Below are 26,183 nucleotides of genomic sequence, written 5' to 3'. Positions count from 1 at the left end.
CATGGCAATGGGTTTCATCAAGAAAATGTTCTCCTTCGGCAAGAAGGAGGTCGAGGAAAAGCCGGTCGAACAACCGGCTCCCGATGCCGTGGAAACGGCTTTGGAAACACAGCTTCCTGAAAATGCCGAAGCGCCCAAAGAAATCGAAAATGCCGTCGTTGAAGTGGCCATTTCCGAACCGGAAGTGCCGGTGATCGCCAACGAGCCTGAGCCGATTGAAGAGCCTGCGACAGAAGCGGTTGAGGACGAAAAGGCAGAACCGGAGCATCCGGTTGCCGAGATTGAAATCCCGATTGAACAGCCCCCGGTGATGGAACCAATCGCGGTCGAAGCACCTGCGCCAGAGCCTGTTGTTGAGCCTGTTGTCGAGCCTGAGCCGGAACCTGCTGTCGAACTCGAACAGCCCGATGTCGCGAAAACTCCTGATGAACCAGTGGTAGAGGAAGCGGTCGAACCCGCACCTCAGCTGGAGCCAGTGAAGCCCAAGAAGGTCAAAGTCGCCAAGGCCGTCGAGGAACATAAGGAAGAAGCGCCGGTTGAGGCAGCGCCTGAGCCAAAGCTGTCCTGGTTCGAGCGGCTGCGTCGCGGCCTGCTCCGTTCATCGAATTCATTGAGCGAATCCATCGGCGGCATTTTCACCAAGCGCAAGCTCGATGATGACACGCTGCAGGATCTCGAAGACGTGCTGATCCAGGCCGATCTCGGGCTTGAGACCGCCATGCGCGTGACCGATGCACTTGCGTCGGGTCGCTACGGCAAGGACGTGACGGGCGAGGAAGTACGCACCATCATGGGCGCGGAGATCGAAAAGGTTCTAGGCCCTGTGGCAAAGCCGTTGGAGCTTGACCTGTCGCACAAGCCGCATGTCATCCTCGTGGTCGGCGTCAACGGCACCGGCAAGACCACCACCATCGGCAAGCTTGCCGCAAAGCTTACCACGGGCGGCCTCAAGGTCATGCTGGCGGCAGGCGACACATTCCGCGCAGCAGCCATCGAGCAGTTGCACATCTGGGGCGAACGCACCGGTTCGCCGGTCGTGTCCTCCAAGCTCGGCGCCGATGCGGCAGGGCTTGCCTATGATGCATGGGAAAAGGCCAAGGAAGCGGGCAGTGACGTTCTCATCATCGATACGGCAGGACGGTTGCAGAACAAGGCCGAACTGATGGACGAGCTTGCCAAGATCGTGCGCGTTCTGGGCAAGCACGATCCGGAAGCGCCGCATACCGTCTTGCAGACACTCGATGCCACCACCGGCCAGAATGCCCTTAATCAGGTCGAAATCTTCAAGAATATTGCCGGTGTCAACGGCCTGGTCATGACCAAGCTTGACGGCACGGCACGGGGCGGCATTCTTGTCGCCATCTCGGCCAAGCATAAACTGCCGATCTATTTCATCGGCGTCGGCGAAGGTGTCGACGATCTGGAACCCTTTGCGGCCAAGGATTTTGCCCGCGCCATCGCAGGAGTTGCCTGATGGAGCATCCCGTTTTCGAACGCGATCCGTCACAGAAAAGCGAAGCCGAACGCCGGGAAGTCCCGCCGCTGCTCAAGCTGGCGCTGGAGCTGGGGCCGCTTCTTGTCTTCTTCTTTGCCAATGCGCGCGGCGAAATGCTGATCGAGCGTTTTCCGGTGCTGGCGTCTATCGGCGCACCGATCTTTCTGGCAACGGCGCTATTCATGGGCGCAACCGTAATCGCGCTCGCCATTTCATGGACAATGACGCGCACCCTGCCCATCATGCCGCTTGTCTCCGGCATCGTCGTGCTGGTGTTCGGGGCGCTGACGCTCTGGCTGCATAACGACACCTTCATCAAGATGAAGCCGACTATCGTCAACACGCTGTTCGGTGCGATCCTGCTCGGCGGCCTCTTCTTCGGCAAGTCCCTGCTCGGCTATGTGTTTGATTCGGCCTTCCGTCTCGATGCCGAAGGCTGGCGAAAGCTGACGCTGCGCTGGGGTCTGTTCTTTATTTTCCTCGCCGTGGTCAACGAGGTTGTCTGGCGGAATTTCTCAACCGATGCCTGGGTATCGTTCAAGGTGTGGGGCATTATGCCCATCACCATTGTCTTCACGCTTTTACAAATGCCGCTTATCCAGAAGCATTCACTGACGGAAGACAACAAGACCGCATCCTAATAAAAGGAAGGACGCCATGAACAGCATCGCACCACGGCTTGAAATCGAACAGTTCATCTGCCGCAGCGACAATTACGGCGTCCTCATCCACGATCCCCAAAGTGCACTGACAGCATCCATTGATGCGCCTGATGCAGCGGCAATAGAAGCGGCGCTGAAGCGACGCGGCTGGACGCTCGATTTTATCTTCACCACGCACCACCATCTCGATCACGTCGAGGGCAACGAAGCGTTGAAAGCGAAATACGGGGTCAGCATCATCGGCCCCAAGGCCGAAGAAGCAAAGATTCCCGGTATCGACCGGACCGTGAAGGACGGCGACGAATTCACCTTCGGTCTCTTCCGCGTCAAGACCATCGCAACGCCAGGTCATACGGCGGGCGAAGTGTCCTATTATCTTCCCGATGCGAAAGCCGTCTTCACGGGCGATACGCTGTTCGCGCTCGGCTGCGGACGGCTTTTCGAGGGAACGCCGCTCACCATGTTCCAGTCATTGCAGAAGCTGGTTGCGCTTCCCGGCGACACGGCGGTCTATTGCGGCCATGAATATACTGAAAGCAATGCCCGATTTGCGCTCACCATCGACCCGGCCAATTCCGCCCTCAAGGAGCGCGCCGCCGAGATTGCAAGGCTTCGTGCCGCCGATCGCATGACATTGCCGTCAAGCATCGCGCTTGAAATGGCGACCAATCCCTTCCTGCGCTGGCATGATGCCGGTATTCGCAGCCGCCTCGGCCTGCAGGATGCACCCGACGAAGCCGTGTTTGCCGAAATCCGTAAGCGCAAGGATATGTTCTGACATACCATTTGAGAACGCGAATCGTTCCACAGTTCGAGGATAGAAAAATGACGGTGTTTTCCCGTTTCAAGATTGCAGGCTGCGCCGTTTTCCTCGGCCTTTTCCCCATTGGCCTTTCTCTTGTCGCCGTGCCCGTTTCCACAAGCGTCGCGTTTGCCGACGACCTGCTTGATGTCGCACCGAAGCAGACGCCTGCCGAAATCAACAATTTCAAGCTGAGCGAAGATTTCCTGTCGCGCATGGAAAAAGTGCAGGAACAGCTGGGTGGCATGGAACTTTCAGCGACCGAAGAAGAAGGACAGGATGCCACGCCTTCCTTCGACAAGATGGTGAAGAGCGTCGAATCCCGTCCGCAGGTCGTGGAAGTGCTCAAGGCCCAGAACATCACGCCGTCCGATTATATTCTCGGCTATTTCGCCCTGATGAGCAGCCTTGCCGCCGCAGACGCCGAGAATGAGCCGCAACTGGTGGACGAATTGAAGGATATCAATCCCGAACATCTCGCCTTCGGCAAGCAATATAGCGAGCGCATCCGCGTTCTGATCGGCGAGTAAATTTTCGGGCGATTGCCCCATCTCCTCATCTTGAGGAGGTATCCTGAGCTCGCGAAGGATACCATCTCGAAAGATTGGAGATGGGAACTAATGGAGCCGTCCCTCGCCCTTCGAGACACGGCCCTCGATTTCTCGGGCCGCTCCTCAGCATGAGGGACGGAGCGCGGCAATTAGTTTATCGCGCCGGTTGCCGCAAAAGCCGCAAAGCATTGATCGTCACAAGAACGGTTGCGCCGGTATCGGCCAGAATCGCGGGCCAGAGGCCGGTGATACCCAGAACGGTGGTCACCAGAAAGACAGCCTTCAATCCGAGCGCTATGGCAATATTCTGATGGATATTGCGCATGGTTCGCTTGGAAAGATCGACCATTTCCGCCACATCGCCAACCCGCCCGTGCAGGACAGCGGCGTCGGCTGTTTCCAGCGCCACGTCCGTGCCGCCACCCATGGCGATGCCGACATCGGCGGCAGCCAGTGCCGGTGCATCGTTGATGCCATCGCCGATCTTGGCGACGATCAGACCGTCTTTACGCAACTCGCCGACGATGCGCTGCTTGTCTTCCGGCAGAAGCTCGGCCCGCACCTCAATACCAAGGTCGTGACCAATTGCTTCCGCGGTACGACGATTATCACCCGTCAGCATGACGGTGCGAATATTGGCAGCTTTCAGTTCCTGCAAACCGGCAATGGCATCGGCGCGCGGTTCATCACGCATGGCGATTGCACCGGCAATCTTGCCATTGGCGACAAGGACAGAAACGGTCTTGCCTTCGTCGTTGCAGGCGACAATAAGGCTCGCCAGCGCATCCGGAATGGCTGCAATATCATTGGCTGCGCGGCGCGACCCCAGAAACAGGTCCATTTCACCAACCGTCCCTGAAACACCCTTGCCGCCATGGGCCTTGCCCTGCGTGATGACGGACAGTTTCAGGTTACGCTGTTCTGCGGCACCGACAATCGCCAGCGCCAGCGGATGGCTTGAGCCCGCATCCAGGGACGCAGCAAGACGCAGCACTTCATCTTCGGGCAGGTCGCCTGCAAGAACATCTGTCACCTGCGGCTTGCCTTCGGTCAACGTACCGGTCTTGTCGAAGCAGGCCGCCGTGATCTTGCCGATGGTTTCCAGCACAGCACCACCCTTCATCAAAAGGCCGCGCCGTGCGCCTGACGAGAGAGCTGCAGCAATGGCAGCAGGTGTGGATATGACCAACGCGCAGGGACAACCGATCAGAAGGATCGCAAGCCCCTTGTAGACCCATTCATTCCAGCCGCCCCCCGCAAGAAGCGGCGGCAGAATGGCGACGAGTGCGGCCACAACCACGACGCCCGGCGTGTAATAGGTCGAGAAACGATTGATGAAACGTTCCGTCGGCGCCTTGGCTTCCTGCGCTTCCTCGACCAGCCGCACAACACGGGCGATGGTGTTGTCCTGCGCCGCAGCCGTGACCCGGACCCGCAGCACGCCATCGCCATTGATCGTGCCGGCAAAAACCGTGTCGCCTTCAGCCTTCCCGACCGGCGTGCTTTCACCGGTAACCGGCGCTTCATCGACAGCGCTCTCGCCCGTCAGGATTTCGCCGTCCGCAGGCATACGGTCGCCCGGACGCACGGAGATCACATCGCCGACCGCCAGGCTGTCGGCGGCAACTTCAGCGGTCGCCCCGTTTTTCTCAAGAAAGGCTGTCTTCGGCACCAGCATGGTCAGGGATTGAATGCTGGCGCGCGCCTTTCCGGCGGCAACGCCTTCCAGAAGCTCACCGACCAGAAACAGAAACACGACGGCTGCCGCTTCCTCGGTCGCGTCGATGAACACTGCGCCCACAGCAGCAATCGTCATCAGCATCTCGATGGAAAATGGCGTGCCATTGATCGCCGCCATATAGGCACGCCTAGCAATCGGCACGAGGCCGATCAGCATTGCGGCCGTAACAGCCCAAAGCGCGAGGGGCGGATAAAGATGTCCGACAATATAGGCCGCGACCAGCCCGCCGCCACAGGCCAGCATCATCTGGCCCTTTTTTGAACGCCACCAGGGCAGCGGCTTTGTTGGCGCGGTCGCCTTTGGTGTAGAACCGGCACCGGCGGCAGCGGTTTCGGCAAGCGCGGTCCTGTAGCCCAGCGCCGTCACCTTTCCGGCAATTTCGTCGCTCTTTGCCGTTCCATCATGATTGACGGTCATCGCACCATTGGTCACTGAGACGGACACATCTGTCACGCCCGAAAGGCGACGCACGGCAGTATCGATCTTGGCCGCGCAGGATGCACAATCCATACCATCGACCTGAAAGCGGAAACTGTTGGCCGTTACAGCAATAGCCTTGTCATGGGCTTCATGATCATGATCGTGGTGGTCGTGATGACCACCACACGCCGCATGGTCGTGGTCGTGGTCGTGGTGAGAATGATCGTGCGAATGCTCTCGCTTCGCGACTGCTTTTTCCTCGATGAGCGGCTCGACGCCATAGCCGAGGCTGCGTACCTTGCTTGCGACCTTGTCGAGATCGCCCGTTCCATCATGGCTGACAGTCATCGTGCCTGCCGTGACAGAGACGGACACATCCTCAATACCGCGCACCCGCCGCACGGCAGTATCGATCTTGGCTGCGCAGGATGCGCAATCCATACCGTCGATGCGAAAGCGAATCTGGTTCAATGTTTCACTCATGATCTGCCCTTTTCAGGATCGCTCTTGAATTGTCTTGAGCAAGGTCTACATCCTCTAGTGACTAGAGGAGCAAGCGGAAAATGATCATGAATGTATCGATCGGCGAAGCATCGAAAGCGAGCGGCGTCAAAGTGCCGACAATTCGCTATTACGAGCAGATCGGCCTCTTGCCCTCACCACCGCGCAGCGACGGCAATCGCCGCCTCTATGACGGGCAGGATGTCCAGCGGCTGCTTTTCATCCGCCATGCACGCGATCTGGGTTTTGAGGTGGATGCCATCCGCACTCTACTTGATCTTCAGGATAATCCCGACCAGTCCTGTGCGGCAGCCGACGCTATTGCACGCGCACGCTTGAGCGATGTCGAACACCGCATCGCAAAACTGCTGTCACTGAAAACGGAATTGCAGCGCATGCTGGAATGCACCGCCCATGGCCGCATCGACCAGTGCCGCGTGATCGAAATCCTCGGCAACCATGAGGAATGCGTGCATCCGAAGCATTGAATTCTGACCGCCGGTCAGTTTACCTTGGAAAAACGGGTGGCTTGGATCTTGAGCGTGCCGATCTGCGTCCCGATTCGGGCCACGACGGGCGCATAGATGCCCGAATTGCCGAGCGATGCGAAGGAAATCGTCATCCGGCTGCGATTGCTCAGATAATCGATAGCCTTCTTGCCCTTCTGATATCCCGAAATCGGAACAAACTTTGCAGAGCAGATGACCGATTCGCCGGTGAAGCCATCGGTCGTAAACGATTCGGTGCCGTTGAAGGAAAGCTTGATCTCCGCGCGGGTCTGCCCGTCAAACACGCTCAGCGAACGGTCGCAGACTGCCCGACCGTTCTTTGCAGGTATCATGAGCGCGCTCAGCGGATCGCTGACATTGAGAAGGTCCTGCGGCGATGTTTCCACCCATGGATCACGCTTTTTCACCGGAGGCTGGTTTTCTGCCGAGACGACATTGCCATTGGCAAAGCGGATCGTGGTGCTCTTGTTCTTGCGGCCATGCTTGTAAGCGAGATCGAAGCTCTTCGGCACGACCTTGCCGCTGACAGTGCTGCCGGTAACGTGCACGGTGCCGTCCGTATTGTCGAACACCCGCGCCAGACCGGAAGTCAAAAAGCGGCCGTTGAGGTTGTAATTTGCGCCATTAACCGTGGTTTCCATGGCGGACTTTGCAATCGAAAGCCCGAAAATGGAAATATCGTATTCGGTTCGATAAAGATCATTGGCCCTGGCCGGTCCGCCTGCAATCATTGATCCCGCAAAGATCAGGCCCGCGAAGGCCAACACACCACCATGCGCCAGCCGGTGCCAGACGGGCTTTAACTTATGCGACGGTTCGATCATGCGCGCATTCCTTTCGCTAAAGCACGTCGTGGAAAAGGGGGAGCGTTTTCCGATAAAGACATGCGTAAAGACAAAAACTCAAAGCAAATTCGCTTTATCCAATCTTGCGACTTGTTTTCGCCTGGTCGTCCCCTGATGGTTTTCAACCACATTGGAACGCCACAAAGTTGCGTGGGATTCTTCGATACAGTATCTGTGTAAGCCAAGCAAAACTGGCGAAGTTATGATCGCAAGCTTTCGTGAAGACCGTGCGAAAGCCGGAAAACCGCGTCTTTGCGCGATGGATACGGAATCTCACTTGACTGCAACGGCTGCTGTCACTATAGAAACGCGACTTTCCCAATAGGCCGCCTGTCCGAGATCGCGCGCCAGCAGCATCAAACTGCGTTGATTGCTTGAATTCGGACATTCGGGTCGGGGCCTGAAAAGAACGTAATTGAAGGTGAGACCAAAATGTCCCGCGCTTGTGAATTGACCGGCAAGTCGGTCCAGTACGGCAACAATGTCAGCCACGCGAACAACAAGACGCGTCGCCGCTTTCTGCCGAACCTCTGCAATGTTACGCTGATGTCCGAAACGCTCGGCCAGAGCTATCGCCTGCGCGTTTCCGCCAACGCTCTGCGTTCGGTTGAACATCGCGGCGGTCTTGATGCGTTCCTCGTCAAGTCTGACGACAAGGAACTCTCGCAGCGCGCTCGCCTGCTGAAGCGTCAGATCGCAAAGAAGCAGGCTGAAGCAGCAGTCGCTGCCTAAGTTTCCGGCCAAAAATTTCGACAAAAAAGGCCGGCTTCTGTCGGCCTTTTTTGCTGGTTCCATCACCCAGGATAAAAAAATGTCAATCGAGACACCTTCTTATTCCCGGCTTATGCCTGCGATACTGGCAATGTGCGTGGCGGTTGCCGCGTCGAACATACTTGTCCAGTATCCGTTCCAGCATTTCGGCCTCGGTGAAGTGCTGACCTACGGCGCCTTTACCTACCCCATCGCCTTTCTGGTCAATGACCTGACGAATCGCCGCTTCGGCCCTGCCGCCGCGCGCAAGGTCGTCTATGCCGGTTTCGTGCTTGGTGTCATCATGTCGATCTGGCTCGCGACCCCGCGTATCGCCATTGCCTCCGGTTCCGCCTTCCTTCTCGCGCAGCTGATGGACATTACCGTTTTCGACCGCCTGCGTCGCAAGACCTGGTGGAAAGCCCCCTTTGCGGCAGCCATGTTCGGCTCTGTGCTCGATACGATCCTGTTCTTCTCGATTGCCTTCGCAGCCGGTTTCGCCTGGATCGACAAGCTGACCGGCATGCCCGATTCGTCCCTTGCCGAACCGGCATCCTTCCTCGGCCTCGGCGTGCCGCTATGGGCGTCGCTGGCTTTCGGCGACTTCTTCGTGAAGGTCATCATGGGAACGCTGATGCTGATTCCCTATGGTGCCATCCTGGCGGTCTTCGCTCCGACGCTTTACGCGCCAAACCGGACAAACGCCGGCTGATACCATTTCCAGAAATCTCGATCTGTTGAAGGCAACGGAAACAGGTTTTCCGCAATAAATACGTCTTATATGAACCGATATTCGATCGACCGCAGGTTTTGCCTGCGGTCTTTCTTTATCGAGACGGGTATCTATATCACGTGAAGAAAGCAAAAATCGCTTGAATTTATTCGAGCATCAGCTTTCACGCTCCAACGTGACTATATTTATATTTAGATTAGGATTGATTAGATGTCTTTTAACAAGGAAAAGCTTCCGCTCGTAATCGTCACTGGTGCTAGTTCGGGCATTGGCCTTGCCACTGCAAAAATGCTTGCACAACGTGGTCACCCGCTGCTGCTTCTGGCACGCCGGCTGGACGCGATGGAAAAGCTCAACCTGCCGAACACGCTCTGCAAATCGGTTGACGTTACCGACCGCAAGGCACTTTTGGCCGCCGTTCAGGAAGCCGAAGCAAAGTTTGGTCCCGCCGACGCTATCGTCAACAATGCCGGTGTGATGTTGCTCGGCGAAGTAACCAGACAGAACCCGGATGAGTGGGACCGGATGCTGGAAGTAAACGTCAAGGGCCTCCTTAATGGCATTCACGCCGTGGCTGGCGGGATGGTCGCGCGCAAGCACGGAACCATCATCAACATCAGTTCGGTGGCTGGCCGCAAGACCTTCGCCAATCATGTCGCCTATGTCGGCACCAAGTTCGCCGTGCATGGCATGTCGGAAAATCTGCGCGAGGAACTTTCCCCGCACAATGTCCGTGTCGTGACGATTGCGCCCGGTGCCGTGGAAACCGAACTTCTGAGCCACACCAGCGACGCCGGTATCAAGGCCGGTTACGAAGAATGGAAAAAGGAAATGGGCGCGCCTGTGCTTTCGTCCGACGATGTGGCTCGCGCCATTCTCTATGCCTATGAGCAGCCACAGGGTGTCTGCATACGCGAAATCGTTCTGGCTGCAACCAAACAGCAGGCATGAAAAAAGGGCGCTTCAGGCGCCCTTTTCTTTGACCGATATTCTATCGTCGACCGGCTCGCCGTCTGCCCTTGCCCGACGCCGCAGCGCCCTGCTCCTCGAACAGCGAAGCAAGCTGCTCCGTCATGGCGCCAGCCAGCTCTTCCGCGTCAACGATGGTGACGGCACGCTGATAATAGCGCGTGACATCATGGCCGATGCCGATTGCAATCAGTTCCACCGGCGAGCGCGTTTCGATTTCCTCTATCACGGCGCGCAGGTGACGCTCGAGATAGTTGCCGGGATTGACGGAAAGCGTCGAGTCGTCGACCGGCGCGCCATCCGAAATCATCATCAGGATCTTGCGCTGTTCAGGACGCGCCAGCAGCCGCTGATGCGCCCAGATCAGCGCCTCGCCGTCGATGTTTTCCTTGAGCAGGCCTTCGCGCATCATCAGGCCGAGATTGCGCCGTGAACGACGCCAAGGCGCATCGGCGCTCTTGTAGACGATGTGGCGCAGATCATTGAGGCGACCCGGATTGGCAGGCTTGCCACGTCCAAGCCACGCTTCGCGCGACTGACCGCCCTTCCACGCCTTGGTGGTGAAGCCCAGAATTTCCACCTTCACGCCGCAACGCTCCAGCGTGCGAGCCAGAATATCCGCGCAGGTCGCGGCAACCGTGATCGGACGACCACGCATGGAGCCGGAATTGTCCAGCACCAGCGTCACGACCGTATCGCGGAAATCCGTATCGCGCTCCTGCTTGTAGGAAAGCGGCTGCGTCGGATCGATGACGATACGCACCAGACGGGCCGAATCGAGATAGCCCTCTTCCAGATCGAAATCCCAGGAACGATTCTGCTGCGCCATCAGGCGGCGCTGAAGGCGGTTGGCCAGACGACCCACCACACCCTGCAGATTGGCAAGCTGCTTGTCGAGGAAGCCGCGCAGACGGTCGAGTTCCGCCTCGTCGCAAAGATCGGTCGCCTCGACCTCTTCGTCGAACTCGCGCGTGAAGACCTTGTAGTCGACATGCTCGGCAAAATTGGCGAAAGGCTGGTTCGGACGACGCGTATCACCCGGCGTTTCCGCGTCGATATCATCGCTGTCGTCCATGTCGTCGGCAGAAGCATCGGCGGCATCCATTTCGCCCTGCTCGCCTTCATCGCTCGAACTGTCGGATTCCTCGCTTTCAGCGGAATCGGAACCTTCCTGGCTCTCGTCGCCGCCTTCCTCGTTCTCGTCGGAATCAGGCGTCTGCTCGTCGTTCTGCTCTTCCTCGTCGCTCGGTTCTTCCTGCGACAGCTCTTCCGCCATATCCATGGAGGCGAGCATGTCACGCACCGTGCGCGCAAAAGCCTGCTGGTCTTCGAGATCGTCGCCAAGCCGTGCGATATCGGCGGCAGCCTTCTGCTCGATCCAGTCGCGCCACAGTTCCAGCACCTGTCCGGCTTCCGCAGGTGCGGCCCGTCCGGTCAGTTTTTCACGCAGCAGAAGCGACACAGCTTCCTCGAGCGGCGCGTCTTCCTTGGCGGTGACGGCAGAGAAATTGGCTTTCGAATATTTGTCCGCAAGCATGGTGGAAAGATTATCCGCCATGCCGGCCATGGCGCGGGCGCCGATGGCTTCCACGCGCGCCTGCTCCACAGCATCGTAAATAGCACGCGCCTGCTTTCCTTCCGGGGCAAGTGCCGCGTGAATGCGTGGATTGTGACGCGCCTGACGGAGCGCCATGGAATCACCGAGGCCGCGTGTGACGGCGATATCGTGCGCAGTCGGGCGCTTCGGCAGGTCGGGAAGACGGGCGCGATTGGCGCTCAAGGCCGGACGGTCGTTGGTGAACGCCACTTCCAGCTCGTGCTCGCCGGAAATGGCGCGGACGCAAGCCGTTAGAGCGCGCTTGAACGGTTCGGAATCCACCGGTCCCGGTTTACGCTCGCGCGAATTATCGCCTATTCCTGACTTCTGGCCCGACATATGCCTATCCTGACTTCGCTTTCAAGCAAGGGCGAAGCTCATCGCCCCCGCATCAGACAGTGCACTGCCGCCGGATATGATCAGGCGGCAGGCTTCTTCCGCATCAAGCGAGAACGATATTGGCTGCCGATTCCGGCAGTTCAACGCCGAAAGCGCGCTGATAGAACTCGGCCACGATCGGGCGTTCCAGTTCGTCGCACTTGTTGAGGAAGGTCAGGCGGAAGGCAAAGCCGACATCGTTGAAGATCGCGGCATTTTCGGACCAGGTGATGACCGTACGCGGGCTCATGACGGTCGAAAGATCGCCATTGATGAAGGCCTGACGGGTCATGTCGGCCACGCGCACCATCTTGTTCACGATCTCACGGCCTTCGGCATTCTGATAATGCTTGGCCTTGGCAAGAACGATGTTCACTTCATTGTCGTGCGGCAGATAGTTCAGCGTCGTCACGATGGACCAACGATCCATCTGCGCCTGGTTGATCTGCTGGGTGCCGTGATAAAGGCCGGTCGTATCGCCGAGGCCAACGGTGTTGGCGGTCGCGAACAGGCGGAAGGCCGGATGCGGACGGATGACGCGGCTCTGGTCGAGGAGCGTCAGGCGGCCGGAGGATTCCAGAACGCGCTGGATAACGAACATCACGTCCGGACGACCGGCATCATATTCGTCGAACACCAGCGCCACATTGTGCTGATAGGCCCAGGGAAGAATACCGTCCTTGAATTCGGTGACCTGCACGCCATCCTTCACGACGATGGCATCCTTGCCGACGAGATCGATACGGCTGACATGGCTGTCGAGGTTGACGCGGACGCAAGGCCAGTTGAGGCGGGCTGCGACCTGCTCGATGTGGGTCGACTTGCCGGTGCCGTGATAACCGGAAACCATCACACGACGGTTATAGGCAAAGCCTGCAAGGATCGCGAGCGTCGTCTGACGGTCGAAAAGATAATCCGGATCAAGCTCCGGCACATAGGAATCGCCTGCCGCATAGGCTGGCACCGTCATGTCGGAATCGATTCCGAACACTTCGCGCACCGAAACCGTCGTATCCGGCAAATTGGCTATATCCCGCTCAACCTTGTTCATCATGCCTCCAGAGCGGCAGGCAGCGACCGGCCGCGAATTAATACCGGCAAGCTACCGACCGGCAACTTTCACCCGTGGGCATGTTTTTCCGGCGAGCCGGACGGTATGCCCCTTCCGTAATTCGTTGCGGGCATCCGTGCTTGCGCCCGCGCAATTGCGCGGCAGAAGAATGTCCGTCGGAGTTGTAGCGACAACTCCCATAGTCAGCCTGTCAGGCCCAAACAGGCTTTAGCAAAAACCTGCCTGCTTGAGCAATTGATAAGCCTGAATAACGTCGCGAAATCTTTCTTCCGATCCGCGATCACCACCATTTGCATCCGGATGGTGCTGCTTTACCAGCTCTTTATAACGCGCCTTGATCTTATCGCCAGTCGAATTTGGTTCAAGACCGAGCGTCGCCAGCGCCTTTATTTCCAGTGTACGCGGCTTGCGCTGCGCTTTCTGGCCCGGCGCATGTCCCTTGGCTTCCTTGAAAAGGTTGAAGGGATCGCGGATGCGGTTGTGATAGGAGGCCGAACCGGAACGCATCTTCGCCATGTCCGGCGACGTGCGCGGCTTGGCGGTAGAGTTCGCTGTCGTCGACCAGGTCGGGCGATGGCCCGTGATCGCATCCTTCTGGAATTTCGCGATGTCGCCATCGGACAGGCCAGAGAAGTAATTGAAATTCTTGTTATATTCCCGCACGTGATCAACACAGAAGCGGAAATATTCGCCTTCGCGCATGCGTCCGACAGGCGCGCGGTGCGTGCCTGGCTTGTCACATCCGTCCCACTGGCAGCAAGGCCCCGAAGCCTTCGCTTCCGCGGTCTTCTTGGGCTTGATACGGATACTGTCGAAAAATTTTGAGTTCGTTGTCATCGAATCGAATTATGCGGATTATCAGTTGCTGAACAAGAATTGACATTTCGTCCGGTCTGGCTTTGAGCCATTTTAACTGGGCGAAATTTTGAAGCAGGTTGCTTTCCTGTGCGGATTTGCCCCACCTTTTGCTGCCGAAGCAACGTTATATGAGGCACAGCGTCTATATGGGGAGAAGTGGTCCAAATGTCCATTCACAATAGCAAACAAAGCGCGATGGAAGCGAAACTGACCACGGCTTTCGCTCCCGAACGGCTTGAAGTCATTAATGAAAGCCACCTCCACGCCGGACATCACCACGAGGAGCGCGGCCATCATGAGGTCTATGACGGTACCGGCGAAACACATTTCCGCATCCGCATCGTTGCCGACGCCTTTGCCAAGATGAGTCGCATCGAGCGTCACCGCGCCATCAATGCCCTTTTGAAGGACGAGCTCGATAGCGGCGTCCATGCGCTGGCGCTGGAACCTTCAGCCCCCGGCGAAGCGACGCGGCGCTAAACCGGGTCAAAGTCATGAATCTCAAAACATGCAAGGCGCCCTTTCGGGCGCCTTTGCTGTATGGACTAGATAGACCGAACTTTGCGGAGAAAAGAAATCCCAGTATAGAATCTAGTGCAAGTACGAATAGACCAAGATTTTATATCTCTCTTTATAAAGCATTTCGCAGGCGAAATTCTCCGTAGTTTTCGTATCAGAACATAAACCATCATTAACAGGCGAAATACGCCCGTATATGAACTTATAGATGCAATACATTTGTATAAAAACCTATCTTATCAATAATTTCAACTGAAATATTTTAAGTAACCATTGGTTGCATCCAATCTATATTAGAGGAAATTGATATTGAAACCTTTTTATTATTATTATCATTACTTGATATTAAATATTAGGCTACAGGCATTAAATGCGAAAACGCAAAGCAACTCAGACTGCGGCTTTCATGAGAAAGCTGCTTTCATCCAAGATTAAAATGTTCAGAAACAAGGATTTAGGTGAAAATCTGCTGCTGCGAAGCTGTCAGCGGGGCAAAGCCGCGACAATCGGGGTCGGCTTTCCATCAGCATCGAGCGGTACGATACGCAACCGCGTCAGACGGTTCTTTTCCTTCTTCAGAACGGAAAAACGCTTCCCGTAAAAGGTGAAAGCCTGCTTCACTTCCGGAATGGTCTGGGTCTCATGAATGACCAGACCGGCAATCGTGGTTGCCTCCTCATCGGGTAAAGACCAGTCAAGGGCACGGTTGATATCGCGAATCGGCAGCGAGCCGTCGACGATCACCGAACCGTCCGGCTGCAGGCGAACGCCCTGGATTTCGATATCGTGCTCGTCGGCAATATCGCCGACGATTTCTTCCAGAATATCCTCAAGCGTCACCAAGCCTTGCACGTCGCCATATTCATCGACAACGATGGCGATGTGCGCCTTGCGGCGGAGAAAAGCGTCGAGCTGGTCCTGCAATGTCGTCGTGTCGGGCACGAACCACGGTTTGCGCGCGACCTTCATGATATCGATGCGCGTAAAATCATTGTCCACGTCGTAAAGCGCACGCAACAGGTCCTTGGTGTGAATGATGCCGACAATATTGTCGATATCGTCGCGCCAGAGCGGCATGCGCGTGTGCGGGCTGGCCAGAATATCACGCACGATTTCATCCGCCGGAGCATCAGCATTGACGGTGCCCATCGATGTCCGGTGCACCATCACGTCGCTGACTTCCAGTTCCTTGAGGTCGAGCAGGCCACCCAACTGATCGCGATCTTCCTTGATGAGCGACTTGTCGCGATGCAAAACCTCGACCGCGCCGCGCAGTTCTTCCTGCGGGCTCAGCATGGAGCGACCAGCGGCAAGATTGATGCCGCAAACCTTGAGAATCACACGCACGATCCAGTTCACGGCAGCGGAAACCGGCCCAAGGATCAGCACCACCAGCGACACGCTGCGCGCAACGGCCAGCGAAAACCGGTCCGGTCCCGAAATTGCCCATGACTTCGGCAGCACTTCCGCAAAGATCACCAGAATGACCGTCATTGCCAGCGTGGCATAGGCGACGCCCGCATCGCCGAACAGGTTGAGGAAAATGCTGGTGGCAATCGAGGACGCCAGAATATTGGCGAGGTTGTTGCCGATCAGAAGTACACCGATCAGCCGGTCTCGTCGCCCGATAAGACGCTGGACGACGCCTGCACGCTCGTCGCCATTGTGCTCGAGCGTGAGCATACGGGCACGCGACGCTGCCGTCAGCGCTGTTTCAGAACCCGAAAAGAAACCAGAAAGAATAACACAGAGCAGGATGATGCCGCACATAACCCAAAGCTCGAAAGTCATTCGCCCTGTCCTCTTATGGCAGGGCGCTAGGATGCTGACGCATCACGCCCTGAAGTTGCTCAATCGCCGCACTGGCTTAACCAAGTCTCAATGAGTCAAACTTACCGAGACTGGTATTATTTCGTTTCCAGACGGTCTTTCAAGAATTCCAGCACGGCTGCCGGCGGCACGTCCTTGGCAATGAAGGACTGCCCGATGCCACGCGTCAGGATGAAGGTGAGCGCACCGCGCGCCACTTTCTTGTCCTGCGCAATATAATCCATCAGTTTTTCCGCCGATGGCAATCCGCCCGGCACATCCGACAAGCTGTATGGCAGGCCGACGGTCTTCAGATGCGCTTCGACGCGCTCCGCATCCTCGACGCCGCTGAGATTCATCTTGACCGAAAAGCGATGGGCCAGCGCCATGCCGATAGCGACACCTTCGCCATGCACGAGACGGCTCGAATCGTAGCCCGTTGCGGTTTCCAGCGCATGGCCAAACGTATGGCCGAGATTGAGCAGCGCACGGTCGCCGGTTTCGCGCTCGTCGCGCGCAACGACAGCCGCCTTGCAACGACAGGATTCAGCGATGGCTTCCGTCCGCGCCGCGCCGCCGGAAAAAACCTCCTGCCAGTTCTGCTCCAGCCATTCGAAGAAGTCCGGGCGGTCAATCAGGCCATATTTCGCAACTTCGGCATAACCGGCCCGGAACTCACGCGGGCTCAGCGTGTCGAGAACTTCCGTATCGGCCAGAACCAGCTGTGGCTGATAGAACACGCCGACGAGGTTCTTGCCATGTGCGGTGTTGATCCCGGTCTTGCCACCGACCGAGGAATCCACCTGCGACAGGAGCGAGGTCGGCATCTGCACGAAATTCATGCCGCGCCGCACGATACCGGCGACGAAGCCCGAAAGATCGCCAACCACACCGCCGCCGAACGCCACGACCGCATCGCCACGCTCCAGGCGCGCCGCCAGCACGGCATTGGTGACGGTTTCAAGTGTACCGAAGGATTTGGACTTCTCACCCGGCGTAACAATCACCGGCGTAACATCGATACCGGCCTTGGCGAAGCTTGCTGTCAGACGCTCGAGATGCGCCTTGGCGACATTTTCGTCTGTCACCACCGCTACACGCACGCCTTTCAGACGCCTTGCCACTTCCTCGCCCACACGATCAACCAGCCCCTTGCCGATCAGAATGTCGTAGGAGCGGTCGCCAAGCGACACGGGAACAGTCGTAACATCCTGGGCGGTGGAAGGCGCGTTCATGCGTAGTCTCCAATATCATGCAACGAGGACATCGGCGGTTCTTTCTACCGAACAGCCATCAAGCCTCTAAACCTTCGAGATGACCGGCCAGAACATCGAGCAGTTCGGTAGCGATCACTTCCTTCTTGTCGTCACGGGTCATGAGCTGGAGATCGGCCAGCGCATAGACGGGATAACGCTCGTTCATCAGCCGCAGCATAACACCGCGCGGATCGCTGTTTTTCAGCAGCGGACGGTTCTGGCGGCGCGATACGCGCTCCATCAGAATATCGATTTCCGCATTAAGCCAGATGGAAACGCCTGCACGACCGATTGCCGCGCGTGTTTCAGCGTTCATATAGGCTCCGCCGCCGGTTGCCAGAACCATCGGCCCGTCTTCGAGCAGGCGCATGATGACGCGACGTTCGAGATCACGGAACTCGACCTCGCCATAAGCTTCGAACAATTCAGGAATGCTCATCCGGGAAACCGCTTCGATCTCCGTATCGGCATCGCGAAACGGCAGGCCAAGCAAGGCCGCGGCTTTACGTCCGACGGTCGATTTCCCAGCTCCCATCAGCCCAACAAGCACCACGACTTTCGAACCGAGAAGTTCGCGGATCAGCTCCGCTTTCTCATGTAGATTATTTTGTTTTGTCGTGCTGCTCATTGTCCTCGTCCATTTGCTCCGGTTCCACATGAAAAACAGGGCGACGTCAATTGCTTTGATTGGTTTTCAAGGCGCGCACAGCCGCAAGCATGGCTTTTTTGCCTGATTGCACGCTCGCTCCCTCTTTCATTTTCCCCTCCTTGCTTTCGTCCCCCTCTCCTTGCTTTCGTCTCAATGCCACAGCATAAAAGATGAATGCCTACGCTGACGCGCCTCGTCCTCTTTCTCGCTCTTGTTGCCGCCATCGTTTATGGCGCGATGTATGCGCTTGCCAATTTCGTTGAACCAGACACACGCGAGATCACCGTCGATATACCGGCTTCGAAGCTGAAACCGGTGACGATTGCGCCTCCGTCAGCCCCCGCAGCCGAGCCTGCTGCGGCAGAAGCTGCCGCTACGGCGCCCCAATTGCCCCAATCGTCACAGACCCCACAGGAGTGACGATGCGCGCATCGCTGGCGATCGAGAATTTTCTGGAAATGATGAGCGCCGAACGGGGTGCTGCGGAAAACACGCTCGAATCCTACCGACGCGATCTTTCCGCTGTGGCAGAGGCACTGGCGGCCCGAGGCGTCAATCTTGTCGAAGCCGGACCCGACCATATTCGCAACGTCATTGATGTCATGGCAACGGAAGGTTTTGCCGCGACATCGCAGGCCAGGCGTTTGTCGGCACTGCGCCAGTTTTTCCGCTTTCTCTATTCGGAAGGCTATCGGCAGGACGATCCGACCGGCACCGTCGATGCGCCCAAGAAGCAAAAGCCGCTGCCGAAGATCATGAGTGTCGAAAACGTCACGCGGCTCCTCGACCGCGCAGTGCTCGAAGCCGGTGAAGCTGTCGAACCAGCTGAACGGATCAAGGCCTTGCGCCTTCATGCGCTTCTCGAAACGCTCTATGCGACAGGGCTTCGCGTCTCGGAACTTGTCGGCCTGCCCGTCACCGTCGCGCGCACCGATCACCGCTTTCTGCTGGTGCGCGGCAAGGGCTCCAAGGAACGCGTGGTTCCGCTTTCACCCAAGGCTCGCGAAGCTTTGCAGCGCTTTCTCGCCTTGCGGGATTCGCTGCCCGGCAGCGATGACAATCCCTGGCTGTTTCCGGCTTTTTCTGAAAGCGGACATCTGGCGCGACAGGTTTTTGCCCGCGAACTGAAGGGACTTGCCGCACGGGCAGGATTGTCGGTCGCCGCCATTTCACCGCACGTGCTTCGTCATGCCTTTGCCAGCCACCTGCTGCAAAACGGCGCCGATCTGCGCACCGTGCAGCAATTGCTCGGCCATGCCGATATTTCCACCACGCAAATTTATACCCATGTACTGGAGGAAAGACTGCATAAGCTTGTGAGCGAACATCATCCGCTTGCCGATTAGGCTCTGTCCGGTTATGAGAAAATCGAAAATTTGCAAGATGAGCCAGTAGTGAATATGTAAAGCGCCGTAAAACAGCCTTTTTCAGGCTCGCAATAGCGCTAATCCCTTTGGAAAAAGCACGAACAGTCAGGCCCGATGTACAACTATCTCGACTTTGAAAAACCCGTCGCCGACCTTGAAGGCCAGATTCTTGAGCTGAAAAAGCTCGCGCAGGAGCAAGGCAGCGTCGAGATGAGCGACGAGATTCGTCGCCTCGAGAAGCGTTCGGCCGATGCGCTGAAGGACATCTATCGCAAGCTGACGCCATGGCAGAAGGCACAGATCGCCCGCCACCCGGACCGTCCGCACTGCCTGGAATATATTGATCGGCTGTTCACCGAATTCACCCCGCTTGCCGGTGATCGCAAATTCGCCAATGACGAAGCCATCCAGGCCGGTTTCGGTCGCTTCAACGGTCAGGCTGTTGCGATCATCGGGCAGGAAAAGGGCTCCGACACCAAGACCCGCCTGAAGCACAATTTCGGCTCCGCCCGCCCGGAAGGCTATCGCAAGGCCGTCCGCATCATGGAAATGGCCGACCGCTTCCAGCTGCCGCTCATCACCTTCGTCGATACTGCAGGTGCCTATCCGGGTGTCAGCGCCGAGGAACGCGGTCAGGCCGAAGCCATTGCCCGTTCGACGGCAGAGTGCCTGCGGCTGCGCGTTCCTGTCATCTCGATCATCATCGGTGAAGGCGGCTCCGGTGGCGCCATCGCTATCGCCGTTGCAAACCGCGTCTATATGCTTGAGCATTCGATCTATTCAGTGATCTCGCCCGAAGGCGCTGCCTCGATCCTCTGGCATGATTCGACCCGCGCCAAGGATGCCGCCTCCAACATGCGCATCACCGCGCAGGACCTGTTCGATCTCAAGATCATCGACGGTATCATTCCTGAGCCTTTGGGCGGCGCCCATCGCGGCAAGGAAGCCGTCATCGATGCGGCTGGTGACATCATCACCGCGTCGCTACGCTCGATGAAGGATATCGATGGCGAAACGCTGAAGCAGGAACGCCGCCAGAAATTCCTCGAAATCGGCCGCAACATCTGATTTCGCCCAGAATTGGAGCGGATCCCGAAAAGTATAATGCGGTTTTCGGATCAAGATGCACGATTCAAAACAAAAGAAGACTCATCCGGGAGGCCTCGCGCCTCCCGGATTTGCATCATGCTGCAAATTCGGCCATATTGCCGACGCGCTGGATTTCAAAGCATGTCGCGGAAAAGTGGAAACCGGTTTTCCGGAACCGACATGCTCCAGAAAATAAACAGCTAAAGCGCATCGCAAAGATATGATAGAACGCGACGCGCTTTAGCTATCTGAGCAAGGATTTATAAACGATACCGTAAGGTTTCAGTTTTAAAATTCGACGTTCAGGAAATTGGCTTTTGCTCATAAAGTCTCTGGCGTAGCTCTAACAGACTCGATGCGACATGAAGATCAGAACCGCAATTCTAGGCTCCGTAATGGCAACCGCGCTTCTCGCGGGCTGTCAGGGTTCGTCCGTATCCGATCTGAGCCTCCGGGCCGAGAAACCGCTTCCCGAGAAAGTCGTTGCCAAGATGAAGGCGAAGGGCATGACCCGTACCTCGCCGATCATGGTGCGCATCTTCAAGGAGGAAGGCACTCTCGAGGTCTGGAAGCAGAAGAACAACGGCAAGTACGACCAGATTGCGTCCTACGAAATCTGCAAGTGGTCGGGCAAGCTCGGGCCGAAATATATCGAGGGTGACCGTCAGGCGCCGGAAGGTTTCTACAACGTCCGCCCCGCCCAGATGAACCCGAATTCGAGCTATTATCTCTCGTTCAATATCGGCTTCCCCAACGCTTATGACCGCGCCAATGGACGCACAGGCCAGCACCTGATGGTGCACGGCGCATGTTCGTCGTCGGGCTGCTATTCGATGACCGACGAACAGGTCGCCGAGATTTATGCCTTCGGTCGCGACGCCTTCAAAGGCGGCCAGCGCGACTTCCAGATTCAGGCGTTTCCGTTCCGTATGACCGCTGCCAACATGGCGCGCTACAAGAGCGACCCGAATTATTCCTTCTGGAAGATGCTGAAACAGGGTTACGACTCTTTCGAGGTCACCAAGGTGCCGCCGAAGGTTGATGTCTGCGAAAAGCGCTATGTGTTCAACGTTGCGACGCCGGACGGCCAGCCTCTGTCTGCAACGGACGCCTGCCCGCCATCGGTTGGCGGCGAGGCCATGTCCTATGCGTCTTACGAAAAGACCTACCAGTCGGCATTCAGCGCCAGCCAGAAGGCACCGGCACCGTCCATTCAGGGCATTGCCGAAGCCAAGCTGGTCTCCGCCTGGAGCGCTGCGCGCGCACGCGGTGAAAAGGTAACGCGGGAACCGCCGTCACTCACCGCTTCTTCCGCTGAAAAGGCAGGCGCACCGGACATTCGCCCGGCAATGCCAGCCGTACAGCCGACGGCCATTGCGGCGACGCCGCAACCGGCTCCTGTTCCGGCTCAGCCCGCAACACAGACCGCAGCCGTGCCCGCACCGCAGTCAAACCCGGTTGCAGCGCAGGTTGCTGCCCCTCAGGTTTCATCGCAAGTCTCGCCGATGACGACGGCCAGCACGGTGGCTCAGAATGTCGAGCAACCGGCACCTGTCGCGGCCCCCGAACCGAAAAAGCCATGGTGGAAGATCATCGGGAACTGATGACTTTGCAGGATGACATTCCTGTCTATGATCTGAGGGGGCTTAAATGCCCCCTTCCGGTTTTGAAAACCCGCAATCGTCTGGAAAAAATGCCGAGCGAAGCGCTGCTCTGGGTGGAAACGACCGATCCGCTGTCAGGCATCGACGTCCCGCATTTCTGCACGCAGGAAGGCCACGCCCTCGTCGCGCAGGAGCGTCAAGGATCGTTGCATCGCTTCCTTATTCGCAGGAAGTGAGTATCAGTTGCGCGGCGAGAAACCAGGAATGGCCAGCGGGTTTTCGGTCAGTGCGGCGCGGTCGGGCCTGTCCAGCGCCGGGCGTCCCAAAAACGCATCGAAAAGCTCCCGCACATAGGTTTCTGGCAGATCCTTCACGATCATCACCAGAAGCGTCTCGCGCTTATCCTGCGGCCAATGCGGCAGGCGCGCAGGCGGATGGAAAATCTTCTGCACACCATGAGTGACAACCGGACGATCCGGGTCTTCGGCAATCTGCACAATGCCCTTTACCCGCAGCAGCTTCTCGCCATGCGTCGAACGCAGAAGATCGAGGAACATGTCGAAGGTGGATAGCGGGATCGGCGCATCGTGACGAAGCGAAAAGGACCGGATCGCATCGTCATGGTGATGATGATGCGCGTGGCCATGATGGTGATCGTGGTGATGATGGTCGTGATCGCAATCCGGCCCGCAGACATGGTCATGCCCATGATGTGAATGATCATCATGGGAGTCGTCATGATGCTCGTCCTCATAGGCTTCCGCCTTGAGCCAGCGCTGCACATCCGCCGATTTCGTTTCCGGATTATAAAGACCGCATTCGAAAAGCGCCGCATAGCCGGTGCGCTTTTCACCAGCTTCCAGAATATCGGCACCGGGATTGAGCGCATGGAGGCGCGCCTTGAGTGTCGCCAGTCCGGCCTGCGCTTCCGGAAGATCGGTTTTGGTCAGCACGATGCGGTCGGCCATAGCGGCCTGCTTGACGGCTTCCGCGTGATTGTCGAGCGTCGCCATGCCGTTGACGGCATCCACTGTCGCCAGAACACCATCGAGCCTGAAAGCCTGCATGAGCACCGGATGCCCCATGATCGAATGCAGCACCGGCGCCGGATCGGCAAGCCCGGTGGTTTCGATAATGACGCGCTTCAGCGTCTTGATGCGCCCGGTCTGGAGGCGGTCGATCAGATCTGCCAGCGTATCCACCAGTTCGCCGCGCACCGTGCAGCACAGGCAGCCGTCGGAAAGCTCGATCACGCCTTCGCTCGCCTGCTCAACCAGCAGGTGATCGATGCCGACTTCGCCGAACTCATTGATGATGACCGCCGTATCGCTCAGCGCCGGATCTTTCAGAAGCCGGTTGAGAAGCGTCGTCTTGCCTGAACCGAGAAAGCCGGTCAGCACGGAAACGGGAATGGGATTTCGCATATCAGTTGATGGCCGTTGTCTTCACGCCTGCTGCCCGCTGCGGGCGCGGCATCGGCACCGGAATCTGCGAAATGTCGAGCTGGCTCGGACGGGTCGTCGGACCCGGCTCGGAAACCAAACCAACCCTAACCGGAACCGGGTCGCGATCCATGGCATGGATATAGGGCGAATTGATTTTCAGCTTGCCTTCGACATCGCGTCCGTCCCAGCGATCGGCCATGGCCTGCTGGCTGCAGATCGCCTTGCGCATGTCGACGGCCTGATTGAGATTACCGCCAGCCGCCGGACGCAAGGTCGCCAGCGTCGCGCCACCACCGGCACTTGCGCGGAACGCATCGGTCATTAGCTGTGCAGCCTGAACCGCACGCGCTTCCTGCCGGTCAGCACCGAGAATGATTGCCAGCACAGTTCGGCCATTGCGCGTGGCCGAACTTGCAAGGTTGAAGCCGGATGCGCAGACGAAACCGGTCTTCATCCCATCCGCACCGTCATAGCGACCGAGCAGGATGTTGTAATTGGCCTGAACCTTCTTGCCTGCGCCCGGATCGATCGCCTCAGTCGCGAAATAATGCGCATATTGCGGGAATTCGCGGCGAAGCTGCACGGCCAGAACCGCGAGGTCGCGCGCCGTCGTGTAGTTGTTGGGGTTGTGCAGGCCGTTCGGATTGGCAAAATGCGAGCCGACCATGCCGATACGCTGCGCTTCCTCGTTCATGCGCTGCACGAAACCGGATTCCGTTCCGCCCACGGCTTCGGCAACGGCAACGGCAACGTCATTGGCCGACTTCACCAGCATGATCTTCAACGCCGTATCGAGCGTCATGACAGATCCCGGCTTGTAGCCCATCTTGCTCGGCGGTTCCTTGGCGGCGTTAACCGTCATGCGTACCGGAGAATCCAGCGTCATCTGGCCTGACTGAAGCGCACGGAATGCCACATAGGCCGTCATCATCTTGGTCAGGGAAGCGGGATACCAGCGCTGAAAAGCTTCCTGCTGCTGGTAGACCTTGCCGGTTGCGACATCCACTGCAATCGAGGGATTAGCCGCAGCTGACGCCAGCGCGGTAGCGGACATGCCAGCAGCGACAAACCAGATTTTCAATGATTTCGACATCATTCCGTAGTTCCAATCGAAATAGCCTGCAACTTCTGCGGGTTCGAATTGCGCTCTAGAGCATTTCCAGCAAAAATGCGAAGCGGTTTTGCGTCGGATAATGCATAAAAACATAGAGGTAGAGCCGTTCCAGTGACTCTGTATCAACCGGAACCGCTCTGATGGGAGATTAACGCTTTCTTTATCTATGCCATGTGGCGATGAAAAGGCAAACAGGGATTGCCCGCTTTCACCGAAACGTCATATCCTGTTTTCTTCAAATCATGCCCAATCCGGGGAGCCCTCAGAAAATGCCAGTGTTGAATCGTGCCGTTGAAACGCAAGCGGAAATTGCCGCATGGCGACGAAAACTGCACCAGAATCCTGAACTTCTCTATGACGTGCACGAAACTGCAAAATTTGTCGAAGACAAGCTGAAATCCTTCGGTTGTGATCTCGTGGAAACAGGCGTCGGGCGCACCGGCGTCGTCGGCATCATCAAGGGACGTCACGGCGATGGCCCGGCCATCGGCCTGCGCGCCGACATGGACGCCCTGCCGATCACTGAAACCAGCGGCGTCGAATGGGCCTCGCAAAATCCCGGCAAGGCGCATTCCTGCGGCCATGACGGTCACACATCCATGCTGCTCGGCGCAGCGCAATATCTCGCAGAGACCCGCAATTTCCGCGGTTCGGTCGCGCTTCTGTTCCAGCCTGCGGAAGAAGGTGGCGCCGGTGGCCTCGCCATGGTCGAGGACGGCGTGATGGACCGTTTCAACATTTCGGAAGTCTATGGCGTCCACAACATGCCGGGCCTGCCGGTCGGCCAATTCGCGATGCGAAAAGGCCCGATCATGGCCGCAACCGATGAATTCGACCTTTTCATTACCGGGCGCGGCGGCCACGCAGCGCAGCCGCATCGTACCATCGATCCGATCCTGGCCGGTTCCCAGCTGATGATTGCCCTTCAGGGCATCGTGTCGCGCAATGCCGATCCGCTCGATTCGCTTGTGATCTCGGTGACGAAGTTCATTGCGGGCGAGGCTTATAATGTGATCCCGGAAAAGGCGACGCTGTCGGGCACGGTGCGCACCTTGAAGAAGGAAACCCGCGCCTTTGCCGAACGCCGTATCCGTGAAGCTGCCGCCGGTATAGCAGCCGCCACCGGCGCGGAAATCACCGTGCGCTACAAGAACAATTATCCGGTCACCTACAACCATGATGCACAGACGGAGTTTGCCGCCCGTATCGCCAGCGCAGTGGCGGGCGAAGGCAAGGTGGACGAGAACGTCGAGCCGATGATGGCAGCGGAAGATTTTTCCTACATGCTGGAAGCGCGCCCCGGCGCCTATATCTTCCTCGGCAATGGCGACACGCCCGGCCTTCACCACCCAGCCTATGACTTCAACGACGATGCCATTCCCTATGGGGTCAGCTACTTTGTGGCGGTAGCGGAAACGGCGCTCGCCGTCTGATGCCTGAATAAATCC

At 57.6% G+C, this 26,183-nt stretch carries 26 protein-coding genes; 15 read left to right on the top strand and 11 right to left on the bottom strand.

Features of this window, described 5'->3' with window-relative positions:
- The first annotated feature begins 1 nt into the window (after position 1).
- From ftsY to HWX93_RS03845, 4 genes are read left to right on the top strand one after another with little or no spacing between them, the layout of a single operon-like run.
- Positions 2-1,474 (top strand): signal recognition particle-docking protein FtsY, encoded by a 1,473-nt coding sequence (gene ftsY / locus HWX93_RS03860; RefSeq protein WP_176036556.1) that lies wholly within the window; start codon positions 2-4, stop codon positions 1,472-1,474.
- Positions 1,474-2,136, top strand: coding sequence for a septation protein A (locus HWX93_RS03855; protein WP_012091125.1), 663 nt, complete (start codon positions 1,474-1,476; stop codon positions 2,134-2,136). Before ftsY ends, HWX93_RS03855 begins: the two co-directional genes overlap by 1 nt.
- A 16-nt stretch (positions 2,137-2,152) precedes the next feature.
- Complete coding sequence (gene gloB / locus HWX93_RS03850; RefSeq protein WP_109986958.1) at positions 2,153-2,935, top strand: hydroxyacylglutathione hydrolase; 783 nt, start codon at positions 2,153-2,155, stop codon at positions 2,933-2,935.
- Between the two features lie 47 nt (positions 2,936-2,982).
- Entirely contained in the window at positions 2,983-3,489 is a 507-nt protein-coding gene (locus HWX93_RS03845; protein WP_176036555.1) for a hypothetical protein, read from the top strand.
- Positions 3,490-3,664: 175 nt separating this feature from the next.
- Here HWX93_RS03845 and HWX93_RS03840 read toward each other — a convergent pair whose 3' ends face one another.
- Positions 3,665-6,154, bottom strand: a complete 2,490-nt coding sequence (locus HWX93_RS03840; RefSeq protein WP_176036554.1) for a heavy metal translocating P-type ATPase — start codon at positions 6,152-6,154, stop codon at positions 3,665-3,667.
- 80 nt (positions 6,155-6,234) lie between these two features.
- Here HWX93_RS03840 and HWX93_RS03835 point away from each other — a divergent pair, with 80 nt between their 5' ends.
- Positions 6,235-6,660: a MerR family transcriptional regulator gene (locus HWX93_RS03835; protein ID WP_109986961.1), complete on the top strand. Its 426-nt coding sequence runs from the start codon at positions 6,235-6,237 to the stop codon at positions 6,658-6,660.
- A 14-nt stretch (positions 6,661-6,674) separates the two neighbouring features.
- On the opposite strand, the gene HWX93_RS03830 is transcribed toward HWX93_RS03835, so the two are convergent.
- Entirely contained in the window at positions 6,675-7,505 is an 831-nt protein-coding gene (locus tag HWX93_RS03830) for a DUF3108 domain-containing protein (RefSeq protein ID WP_109986962.1), read from the bottom strand.
- 453 nt (positions 7,506-7,958) lie between these two features.
- On the opposite strand from HWX93_RS03830, the gene rpmB reads away from it, so the two are divergent.
- The 3 genes from rpmB (at position 7,959) to HWX93_RS03815 (ending at position 9,960) form a co-directional block, all read left to right on the top strand.
- A complete protein-coding gene (rpmB, locus tag HWX93_RS03825; RefSeq protein WP_010657607.1) occupies positions 7,959-8,258 on the top strand; it encodes a 50S ribosomal protein L28 in 300 nt (99 codons plus the stop codon).
- Positions 8,259-8,337: 79 nt separating this feature from the next.
- Positions 8,338-8,988 (top strand): queuosine precursor transporter, encoded by a 651-nt coding sequence (locus HWX93_RS03820; RefSeq protein ID WP_176036553.1) that lies wholly within the window; start codon positions 8,338-8,340, stop codon positions 8,986-8,988.
- A 231-nt stretch (positions 8,989-9,219) separates the two neighbouring features.
- Positions 9,220-9,960 (top strand): SDR family oxidoreductase, encoded by a 741-nt coding sequence (locus HWX93_RS03815; protein ID WP_109986963.1) that lies wholly within the window; start codon positions 9,220-9,222, stop codon positions 9,958-9,960.
- Between the two features lie 40 nt (positions 9,961-10,000).
- Here the strand turns inward: HWX93_RS03815 and cobT are convergent, their stop codons facing one another.
- From cobT to HWX93_RS23200, 4 genes are all read right to left on the bottom strand, one after another.
- A complete protein-coding gene (gene cobT / locus HWX93_RS03810) occupies positions 10,001-11,914 on the bottom strand; it encodes a cobaltochelatase subunit CobT (protein WP_109986964.1) in 1,914 nt (637 codons plus the stop codon).
- Between the two features lie 103 nt (positions 11,915-12,017).
- Entirely contained in the window at positions 12,018-13,004 is a 987-nt protein-coding gene (gene cobS / locus HWX93_RS03805) for a cobaltochelatase subunit CobS (RefSeq protein WP_061344554.1), read from the bottom strand.
- A gap of 228 nt (positions 13,005-13,232) precedes the next feature.
- Positions 13,233-13,862: a J domain-containing protein gene (locus HWX93_RS03800; RefSeq protein WP_109986965.1), complete on the bottom strand. Its 630-nt coding sequence runs from the start codon at positions 13,860-13,862 to the stop codon at positions 13,233-13,235.
- Entirely contained in the window at positions 13,859-14,056 is a 198-nt protein-coding gene (locus HWX93_RS23200) for a hypothetical protein (protein WP_109987167.1), read from the bottom strand. The genes HWX93_RS03800 and HWX93_RS23200 overlap by 4 nt, the downstream gene beginning before the upstream one ends.
- Between HWX93_RS23200 and HWX93_RS03795 the strand changes: the two genes are divergently transcribed.
- Positions 14,049-14,363 carry a BolA family protein gene (locus HWX93_RS03795; RefSeq protein ID WP_109986966.1) on the top strand — a complete coding sequence of 105 codons (315 nt, stop codon included), beginning with the start codon at positions 14,049-14,051 and terminating at the stop codon, positions 14,361-14,363. The two genes, HWX93_RS23200 and HWX93_RS03795, sit on opposite strands and share 8 nt — an antisense overlap.
- A gap of 522 nt (positions 14,364-14,885) precedes the next feature.
- Here HWX93_RS03795 and HWX93_RS03790 read toward each other — a convergent pair.
- The 3 genes from HWX93_RS03790 to HWX93_RS03780 form a co-directional block, all read right to left on the bottom strand.
- Positions 14,886-16,193: an HlyC/CorC family transporter gene (locus tag HWX93_RS03790; protein ID WP_176036552.1), complete on the bottom strand. Its 1,308-nt coding sequence runs from the start codon at positions 16,191-16,193 to the stop codon at positions 14,886-14,888.
- A gap of 116 nt (positions 16,194-16,309) precedes the next feature.
- Positions 16,310-17,446 (bottom strand): 3-dehydroquinate synthase, encoded by a 1,137-nt coding sequence (gene aroB, locus HWX93_RS03785; RefSeq protein WP_176036551.1) that lies wholly within the window; start codon positions 17,444-17,446, stop codon positions 16,310-16,312.
- 58 nt (positions 17,447-17,504) lie between these two features.
- The gene (locus tag HWX93_RS03780; protein WP_176036550.1) at positions 17,505-18,095 is read right to left on the bottom strand and encodes a shikimate kinase; all 591 of its coding nucleotides are present in this window, start codon (positions 18,093-18,095) and stop codon (positions 17,505-17,507) included.
- 195 nt (positions 18,096-18,290) lie between these two features.
- Between HWX93_RS03780 and HWX93_RS03775 the strand changes: the two genes are divergently transcribed.
- The 5 genes from HWX93_RS03775 to HWX93_RS03755 all read left to right on the top strand — a co-directional run bounded on the left by HWX93_RS03775 (position 18,291) and on the right by HWX93_RS03755 (position 22,412).
- Positions 18,291-18,536, top strand: coding sequence for a hypothetical protein (locus tag HWX93_RS03775; RefSeq protein WP_109986970.1), 246 nt, complete (start codon positions 18,291-18,293; stop codon positions 18,534-18,536).
- 2 nt (positions 18,537-18,538) lie between these two features.
- The gene (gene xerD / locus HWX93_RS03770; protein ID WP_176036549.1) at positions 18,539-19,462 is read left to right on the top strand and encodes a site-specific tyrosine recombinase XerD; all 924 of its coding nucleotides are present in this window, start codon (positions 18,539-18,541) and stop codon (positions 19,460-19,462) included.
- A gap of 135 nt (positions 19,463-19,597) precedes the next feature.
- Complete coding sequence (locus tag HWX93_RS03765) at positions 19,598-20,551, top strand: acetyl-CoA carboxylase carboxyltransferase subunit alpha (RefSeq protein ID WP_109986972.1); 954 nt, start codon at positions 19,598-19,600, stop codon at positions 20,549-20,551.
- A 383-nt stretch (positions 20,552-20,934) separates the two neighbouring features.
- Positions 20,935-22,176: a L,D-transpeptidase family protein gene (locus HWX93_RS03760; protein ID WP_176036548.1), complete on the top strand. Its 1,242-nt coding sequence runs from the start codon at positions 20,935-20,937 to the stop codon at positions 22,174-22,176.
- Positions 22,155-22,412 carry a sulfurtransferase TusA family protein gene (locus tag HWX93_RS03755; protein WP_235969065.1) on the top strand — a complete coding sequence of 86 codons (258 nt, stop codon included), beginning with the start codon at positions 22,155-22,157 and terminating at the stop codon, positions 22,410-22,412. The genes HWX93_RS03760 and HWX93_RS03755 overlap by 22 nt, the downstream gene beginning before the upstream one ends.
- Positions 22,413-22,415: 3 nt before the next feature.
- On the opposite strand, the gene HWX93_RS03750 is transcribed toward HWX93_RS03755, so the two are convergent.
- Together HWX93_RS03750 and HWX93_RS03745 are read right to left on the bottom strand one after the other, a co-directional pair.
- Positions 22,416-23,600 carry a CobW family GTP-binding protein gene (locus HWX93_RS03750; protein WP_176036547.1) on the bottom strand — a complete coding sequence of 395 codons (1,185 nt, stop codon included), beginning with the start codon at positions 23,598-23,600 and terminating at the stop codon, positions 22,416-22,418.
- 1 nt (position 23,601) lies between these two features.
- Positions 23,602-24,717 (bottom strand): D-alanyl-D-alanine carboxypeptidase family protein, encoded by a 1,116-nt coding sequence (locus HWX93_RS03745; protein ID WP_176036546.1) that lies wholly within the window; start codon positions 24,715-24,717, stop codon positions 23,602-23,604.
- Positions 24,718-25,004: 287 nt separating this feature from the next.
- Here HWX93_RS03745 and HWX93_RS03740 point away from each other — a divergent pair, with 287 nt between their 5' ends.
- On the top strand, positions 25,005-26,168 hold the full coding sequence (locus HWX93_RS03740) for a M20 aminoacylase family protein (RefSeq protein WP_176036545.1): 1,164 nt from the start codon (positions 25,005-25,007) through the stop codon (positions 26,166-26,168).
- The last annotated feature ends 15 nt before the right edge of the window (positions 26,169-26,183 follow it).

Source organism: Brucella tritici (assembly GCF_902825325.1).
Classification (GTDB): Bacteria; Pseudomonadota; Alphaproteobacteria; order Rhizobiales; family Rhizobiaceae; genus Brucella.
This window is presented reverse-complemented; position numbering and strand designations above follow the sequence as displayed.